Below are 7,334 nucleotides of genomic sequence, written 5' to 3' on the forward strand. Positions count from 1 at the left end.
TCCTCACTGTTAAAAAAAGCCGCTCTCGCGGCTTTTTTTATGGGTTGTGATAAGATGACATCATCATTTATTGCTTGAATGCCCCTTATATGTCTTCGTCCATTACGTTTCTATCCCAGTTGTCTTCAATTGCAAAACACAATAATGCACGCTTCGGTGTGGTATTGCGTGGCGAAAAATCATGGAAAACTAAAACGGTCGAAGGGGTTATTGAGGCGAATAAATCAAACACCATTTTTCAGTTAGGTGGTGAATCGCTTCCTCATACTAAGCGGGTTTCATTCAAGCAAGGCAAGCAACTACTAGGGCAAGAGTGCCAAGTACTGGTTTGTGACTTCTCTGACGGTTTTGATGCCAATAGTTTTAGCGCAGCAATCGGCACACTGGTCGGTGGCGGTACTTTAATTATTCTTTATTTCGATCAAGTGAGTGATGATATTGAACCGTCATTAGATTCACAAAATCTTGATAGAAAATGGTTAGAACAAGGCTTACAGAAGTTAATCAATATTCAGCAAGGGGATCACTTACCGTCATTGCCTGTTAAAGAAGGTTGTGAGAATGAAGTCGGTTACAGAGAGCAAGAACAAGCGATCGAAAAAACTATTCATGTTGTCGAAGGCCATCGTAAGCGCCCATTAGTTTTAACTGCTGATCGAGGCCGAGGGAAAACATCTGCATTGGGGCTAGCTTCTGCCACGCTAATGAAAAGCAGATCGTTAACCATCATTATTACTGCACCGTCACTTGCAACGGTTGCTCCATTGTTTAAACACGCCGCCGAATCACTATCGCTAACATCTCTTCCAAATTGCTCAGTACTTGATTATGCAGACGAGCACGTTACTTCTACATTGCGTTTTGTAGCGCCCGACGAGGTAATAAAAACGAAGATAGAGTGTGATTTATTGATTGTCGACGAAGCCGCTGCAATCCCAATTCCAATGCTTAAAGCTTACGTCGAAAGCTATCATCGATTGGTATTGTCGAGCACAATTCATGGTTACGAAGGTTCCGGAAGAGGTTTTAGTCTTAAGTTTATTCCTTGGCTTAAGCTACAGAGAGCAAACAGCGTTGATACTCATCTTAGACAACCTATTCGTTGGAAAGAAAATGACCCGTTAGAGCGGTGGCATAATCAGACATTTTTGCTTGATGCTGAATTTGAAGAAGGAAGGTCAGTTGAATCTTTAGATGCAAGTTCTCTCGTTCTTACTAAGTTAAGTAAACAAGAACTCATCTCTCACCCAGAACAATTGAAACGTTGCTTCGCACTTTTGGTTAACGCCCATTATCAAACATCACCGAACGATCTTTTTCATCTATTGAGTGACGACCAAACTGAGCTATACGCGACTATTTGGAATGGGGAGTGTGTCGGTTGCCTACTGACGGTTGAAGAGGGTGGGCTAAGTGATGACATCATTACTTTAGTTCAGCAAGGAAAACGCAGACCCAGTGGGCAGCTTGTCTCTGTCACTCTCGCCAATCAACTAGGGATAGCCAAGGCAGCAAAAGACAAAAGTATACGTGTCATGCGGATTGCTGTTCACCCAGACTTTCAGGGAAAGGGCATTGGCTCATCAATGCTAGGTCAGTTACAAGATCTCAATACTGAACATTACCTATCGACTAGCTTCGGAGCGACGAGCGAACTAATCCACTTCTGGCGTCAAAATGGATTCGTATCGGTGAAGCTTGGAAGCCAAAGAGACAAAGCGAGCGGCTGTTACTCTGTCATCATGATTAAGAGTGACAGAGTTGATTGGTTAGAATTAGCTGAAGCTGCATTTTGTGCAAACCTTGAATATCGAATTACTGACAGTCTCATCGACATGGAGATTGATGCGCTGCGTGCAATTCTCGAAGGCGCCCAACTATCTACGGTCGATTTGTCGGATCAAGAAATTAGTCAGCTAAGCAATTACGTTTTAGGCGGAACAAGTTTTGACAGTGTCGCTTATCTCATTCGTCGTTTACTGATGGAATCTCTTCGGCAGGTATCTGATTCGCTACAAAAGAACAATGCCTCCCTTGTGAGTGACCTATTAATTTCTAAAGTGTTGCAGCAGAAGAGTTGGGCTGAGTGTTCACCCTTAGTTTCGGCTACGGGTCGCAAACAATGTGAATCTCAATTACGGCTAGATACTGAAAACCTAATGACCAATTTACACTGTAAAACGAGCGACCGTTGTTAGCCAATTTTGAATTTACACTGTAAACCTTTTGTCGGCATAGATTCGTCGTTGAATTTACATTGTAAACTCACAAAATATCGCCTGTTTATATCAACTTAGTGTGCATACCCTACAATTCTATTAAAAATTGTAGGGTATTTTTTTTGTGAGCTACTTCTAAATTATAAGTCGCTAATATAACAAAGGAATTTTGAATAAAGCGTCTATTTTAGCCACATCTCAAGATTATTATCTCTTCTGTCAGTTTGCGTAATAGCCAATCCTTCCTACACTCAGAATTAACGTCAGTACACAACGAAACAACATCAGTAAGCACTAATAACAATAGATTACAGGAAAATATTGCATGGACTGTTTGTTAGGTGAATCGCTAGAAATCTCTACGGTAATGGATTCCAAAATCCAATATACAGAATGGCTTAAACAATCCTCTTCGTTGCGTATTGACGCGTCACAAGTTTCTAAGGTCGACACTGCAGGGCTTCAGTTATTAGCTTCATTTTTTATGAGCGCGAAGCAACTGAGTGTGACTGTTGAATTGAGCAATGCTACTTCTGTACTAACAGAAGCGCTGGAAACGCTTGGGTTAACCAGTGTTATCAATGATGAAAAGGATGTTTGAAGGTGAGCAATATGACAAAAATTCTAGCTGTAGATGATTCTATTTCTATTCGCCAGATGGTGGCCCACACACTGAAAGACGCCGGCTACGAAGTAGAAACAGCCAACGATGGCAGTGATGCTTTGAAGAAAGCTCAGCTAACTAAATTTGATGTCGTTATATCCGATGTCAACATGCCCATCATGGGGGGCTTTGATTTGGTTCGTGCGATCAGAGGAAAACCCCAGTACAAGTTTATTCCAATACTTATGCTAACTACCGAGACGAGTACCGAAAAGAAGCAGGAAGGAAAATCTGCGGGTGCGACAGGTTGGCTAGTGAAACCGTTCAATCCAGAAACGTTACTTAAAACGTTGAAACGCGTCATCTAGCGAATAGTAAAAAAATAAATACAACGTCAACGCGCAGGGACTAGATATGGCTTTAGATATGGACCAGCTTCGCAAGATGTTTTACGAGGAGTGTCGTGAAAATCTCGAAGTGCTAGAAAATGAATTACTCAATATTGAAATAGAAAGTGTTGAGAAGGAAACCATAAACACAATCTTTCGGGCAGCTCACTCAATTAAAGGCGGCGCCGCTACGTTTAATCTATTTGATATTAGTGAATTTACCCATGCAATCGAAGCCTATCTTGATCTCGTACGAAATGATGAAAAAGACCTAACCAAATACAGTATCGATGTACTACTTAAAGGCGGTGATGTCATTCGTAACATGCTTGAAGGGCATGAGAGTGAAGAAGTCGTTGATGAAGAGCTGAAATCTTCAGTGAATACCCTTATTGAAAAACTACTCGATGACGACCAAGAGCCCAAAGTCGAGATCTCTTCGGCAAAATCTGAAAAAACAAATTCTGATTCATCGACCGAACCGGAACAAGCGCCTCTAGAAGAAGACAATCGAACGCCCCTCACTTGGACTATTCAATTCAAGCCTCATAAAGAGATGTTCTTTAGCGGTAATGACCCGCTTCGAATTATCAGAGAGCTAATGGAGTCGAACGATCAAGGAAGCATTAAGGCTTGTTTAGATCAACTACCAGAATTAGCAGAAATAGAAGAAGAGTTATCCTATTTAAATTGGGAAATCACGATTAATGGAGAAGTACCACTCAGTGATATCGAAGAAGTCTTTGAATGGGTAGAGGACGAATGTGATTTAACCATTGAACCCCATTATGCTCCACAAGACACCGAACTTGCTGCTCAGCAACCGGAAGAACTTACGACTGAGGTCGATGATAACTCAATAGTTGAAGAAGCTACTACTAAAGAACCATCTGAGTCGAAAGAGAAGGCCAAATCCGCGTCGGGCAATAAAGCCAGTAAGGGCGACTCAAGTGTAAGTTCCATTCGAGTAGATATCGACAAAGTTGACGGGCTTATTAACCTTGTTGGCGAACTCGTTATAACTCAATCAATGCTGAATGAAATAGGCAACGATTTCTCAATCGATAAACTCGGTAAACTCAAAGAAGGGCTCGATCAACTACTGCAAAATAGCCGAGACCTTCAAGAAAATGTACTCAATATTCGAATGCTCCCAATGAGTTTTGCTTTCAGCCGTTTCCCTCGTCTTGTTCGTGATTTGTGTGGCCGCTTGGAAAAACAGGTAGACCTTCAAATCACCGGTGAAAATACCGAGCTCGATAAAACCGTATTGGAACGTATTGTCGACCCGTTAGTTCACCTTGTGAGAAATGGCATTGACCACGGCATTGAGATTCCTTCAGTACGTGCAGCAAGTGGAAAACCCGAAGAAGGCGTCATTTCGTTAAATGCTTATCATCAAGGTGGCGCGATTGTCATCGAGATAAAAGATGATGGCGCAGGCATTGATTGCGATGTGCTGTGGAAAAAAGCCATCGAGAAAGGGGTATTGCCTGCCGATTCTCGTCGTGAAGAGATGACCGATAAGCAAGTCCTCAATTTAATATTTGCACCAGGTTTCTCAACCGCCGATGAAGTATCTGATATCTCGGGTCGTGGCGTAGGTATGGACGTCGTTAAGCGAAACATTGAAGAGTTGGGTGGCCATATCGAAGTAGATTCAACGCTGGGTACTGGCAGCCACTTTGTGATCAATTTACCTCTTACTCTTGCCATTCTTGATGGTCAGCTAGTTCGAGTGGGTGGTGAGGTTTATATCATACCGCTATTGACCATCATTGAATCTATGCAGATTGTCCCAGATTGCATCAAGCATGCGTCGGGAGGGATGGAGCTCTATCGCCTTCGCGATGAAAACATACCGATTTTACGTCTGCAAGACGAGTTAGAAATGGGCGAAAGCGGACAGATGAACGATCGTATTTTATGTTTTGTTGAAGCGGCGGGAAGTCGTGTCGGTCTTGTTATCGACGAATTATTGGATCAGCAGCAGGTTGTCATCAAAAGTCTTGAGTCCAATTACAGCAAAGTTCCGGGAATCTCTGGCGCAACCATATTAGGTGATGGCTCTGTTTCTCTGATACTCGATATTCAAGGACTAATAACAAGCTACTTAACCAAGTCTACTAATTCAGGTAACAAAGGCATTGCAGCCTAGGAGGCGATATGGATACGAGTCTTAGTTCTCAGTCTTCAGGCGATAATGCGGAGTCGTATAACGGGCAAGCCGATCGCTATGACGATAACAATGAAAGTGCAGACTTCCTCAGTTTTCGACTCGCTAGCGAATTGTATGGCGTCGAGATTAATGACGTTGAAGAGATTCGAGTTTGGGAGCCACCAACGCCGATTCCGCGAGCGCCAAGCTTTGTCAAAGGCGTGATCAACTTACGTGGCATGATTGTCCCTGTTATCGATTTAAGAGCGCGCTTTGCTCTTGGTGATTACACCTACTTACCAACTACGGTGGTCTTGGTGTTAAGAAGTTCAGCCGGAGAAACAGATCGCTTGATGGGGTTAGTGGTTGATGCAGTGAGTGATGTCGTGAGCAAAGGGGAAAGTGAACTACACCCAGCGCAGGGAGACTCGGGAGTTACGGCATATATGCATGGCGTGCTCAACGTCGACGAGGAAGTGATGTCTCTTCTTGATACCGAAGCGTTACTCAATATTAGTTCAATTCTAAAAACAGAATAACTTTCAAGGGCAGAAAAATGGCGAGACAAGAGTTCTTAAGTTTTGTATTGGCTGATGAAGAGTATGGCGTTCCAATACTGGATGTACGAGAAGTGAGAGGTTGGAATACGGTGCGTGAAGTGCCTAACTCGCCAGATTATCTTCACGGGCTTCTCGATATTCGAGGCGAGTATGTACCTATCGTCGATCTTCGAATGCGCTTTAATTTATCGCCGGCAGAAATTTGTACCACCACGGTCGTGATTGTGCTCAACGATGCAAACAACCATCCGCTAGGTGTGATTGTTGATGCTGTATCTGAAGTCTACGACTTATCCGAAGAACAGATTAAACCTGCACCGCACGTATCAGTGACGGTCGATCAATCGTACATAAAAGGGATTGCGTCAGTCGACAGTGGTCACCTAATACTTATTAATTTAGAAGCTCTGTTTGATAACGAAGAGCTAAACAATACGTCAGTTGAAGAAGCGACAGTTTAAGGGGTTACACATGGCTTTTTGGAATAAGAAAAAGGATACAGCCACTCAGTTTGTGGCGCACGCTAATGACAGCTTAATGGATGACACATCAAACAGTACCTTGTCTCACTCTCAGCTGATGGCAGCTTTGAACGGTGCCCAAACTGCATTAATGATGATTGACCGCGACTTCAAAATCACCTACGTCAATCAACAGTCAATGAAGCTATTAAAGCATCACGAGGCATTGTTTCAATCGCAATGGCCAGGTTTCGTTGCCGAAGAAGATCAACTGATTGGTTTCTGTATTGATGGTTTCCATGCGAATCCTGCTCATCAACGCCAGCTTCTCTCTAGCGCGGCAAACCTTCCTCATAAAAGTGTCATCGATGTTCAGGGCGTAAAAATCGAACTGAATGTCGGCGCGATTATCGATGATCACGGTAACTACACGGGTAATACGCTCGAATGGCAGGACGTAACCGCTCAACAGGCTAAAGATAATGAAGTGGCACGCTTGCAAGCCTCTGTAGACCAAGCACAAACGGCAATGATGATGGTTGACCGAGACTTCCTCATCACTTATGCCAACAAAAAAACGCTCAATTTATTGAAAACGCACGAAGCCTTGTTCCAAAGCGTGTGGTCGAAYTTCAAAGCAACCGAAGAGCACTTAATTGGTTACTGTATTGATGGTTTTCATAAAGACCCATCGCACCAACGTCAACTGCTCGCGGATGTAAACAACCTGCCTTACAACACCGTGATTGATGTGAAAGGGGTGAAGATTGAGCTCAACGTGGCGGCGATGATTGACTCCGAAGGGAATTATGTCGGTAACACTCTAGAGTGGGATGACGTTACCGAGAAGTTCAATCGAGACAATGATGTGGCGCGATTACAAGCSTCTGTSGATCAATCTCAAACGGCGATGATGATGGTCGACCGAGACTTCCTCATTACC

The 7,334-nt window shown here is 43.3% G+C and carries 7 protein-coding genes; all 7 read left to right on the plus strand.

Annotated features, from left to right (window positions below; translation table 11 throughout):
* The first annotated feature begins 89 nt into the window (after positions 1-89).
* Complete coding sequence (locus L4C54_RS16640; protein ID WP_428809045.1) at positions 90-2,198, plus strand: tRNA(Met) cytidine acetyltransferase TmcA; 2,109 nt, start codon at positions 90-92, stop codon at positions 2,196-2,198.
* Positions 2,199-2,544: 346 nt separating this feature from the next.
* Entirely contained in the window at positions 2,545-2,820 is a 276-nt protein-coding gene (locus tag L4C54_RS16645) for an STAS domain-containing protein (RefSeq protein WP_428803135.1), read from the plus strand.
* A gap of 11 nt (positions 2,821-2,831) precedes the next feature.
* Positions 2,832-3,191 (plus strand): response regulator, encoded by a 360-nt coding sequence (locus tag L4C54_RS16650; RefSeq protein WP_428803136.1) that lies wholly within the window; start codon positions 2,832-2,834, stop codon positions 3,189-3,191.
* Between the two features lie 46 nt (positions 3,192-3,237).
* Positions 3,238-5,370 (plus strand): chemotaxis protein CheA, encoded by a 2,133-nt coding sequence (locus L4C54_RS16655; protein ID WP_428809046.1) that lies wholly within the window; start codon positions 3,238-3,240, stop codon positions 5,368-5,370.
* 8 nt (positions 5,371-5,378) lie between these two features.
* Positions 5,379-5,909 (plus strand): chemotaxis protein CheW, encoded by a 531-nt coding sequence (locus L4C54_RS16660; RefSeq protein WP_428809047.1) that lies wholly within the window; start codon positions 5,379-5,381, stop codon positions 5,907-5,909.
* A 17-nt stretch (positions 5,910-5,926) separates the two neighbouring features.
* Complete coding sequence (locus tag L4C54_RS16665) at positions 5,927-6,391, plus strand: chemotaxis protein CheW (RefSeq protein ID WP_428803139.1); 465 nt, start codon at positions 5,927-5,929, stop codon at positions 6,389-6,391.
* Between the two features lie 10 nt (positions 6,392-6,401).
* On the plus strand, positions 6,402-7,334 hold a 933-nt coding region (locus L4C54_RS16670; protein ID WP_428809048.1), incomplete at its 3' end, for a PAS domain-containing protein.

It is taken from the genome of Vibrio lamellibrachiae (genome assembly GCF_050337265.1).
In the GTDB taxonomy this organism is placed as follows: domain Bacteria; phylum Pseudomonadota; class Gammaproteobacteria; order Enterobacterales; family Vibrionaceae; genus Vibrio; species Vibrio kyushuensis.

Excerpts from the sequence above, each read along its gene's own strand:
- L4C54_RS16640 (WP_428809045.1), top strand. The coding sequence starts at position 90 with ATGTCTTCGTCCATTACGTTTCTATCCCAGTTGTCTTCAATTGCAAAA.
- L4C54_RS16660 (WP_428809047.1), top strand. The coding sequence starts at position 5,379 with ATGGATACGAGTCTTAGTTCTCAGTCTTCAGGCGATAATGCGGAGTCG.
- L4C54_RS16655 (WP_428809046.1), top strand. The coding sequence starts at position 3,238 with ATGGCTTTAGATATGGACCAGCTTCGCAAGATGTTTTACGAGGAGTGT.
- L4C54_RS16650 (WP_428803136.1), top strand. The coding sequence starts at position 2,832 with ATGACAAAAATTCTAGCTGTAGATGATTCTATTTCTATTCGCCAGATG.
- L4C54_RS16645 (WP_428803135.1), top strand. The coding sequence starts at position 2,545 with ATGGACTGTTTGTTAGGTGAATCGCTAGAAATCTCTACGGTAATGGAT.
- L4C54_RS16665 (WP_428803139.1), top strand. The coding sequence starts at position 5,927 with ATGGCGAGACAAGAGTTCTTAAGTTTTGTATTGGCTGATGAAGAGTAT.